1 pseudogene is annotated in these 232 nt (G+C 48.7%); it reads left to right on the top strand.

Going from position 1 to position 232, the window contains the following annotated elements:
• A pseudogene (locus tag AC6UDG_RS07905) lies at positions 1–232 on the top strand (prenyltransferase); the annotation flags it as partial.

Here is a 232-nt window from a genome sequence, read left to right as displayed (position 1 = left end):
CGCTGGTAATTGGTGTGATTGGTTTTCTATTGGGATTGGCGTACTCGGCAGGACCAAAGCCCTTAGACGCCACCCCATTCTGTGAGTTAGCGGTCGCCACGTTAATTCCGTTCTTTGTCCCACTCATTTACATGTACATGGGAAGCATCCACCGATGGAACTTCACCCTTATGAGTGTGCTGGACGCCTTTTTGGTGACGCTATTACCGTTTGTCCTCTTCTTCATCATTCA

It is taken from the genome of Fructilactobacillus sp. X2R1C1 (genome assembly GCF_059901435.1).
The sequence above is the reverse complement of the archived record's forward strand: the minus strand, read 5'-3'. Positions and strand labels throughout refer to the sequence as shown.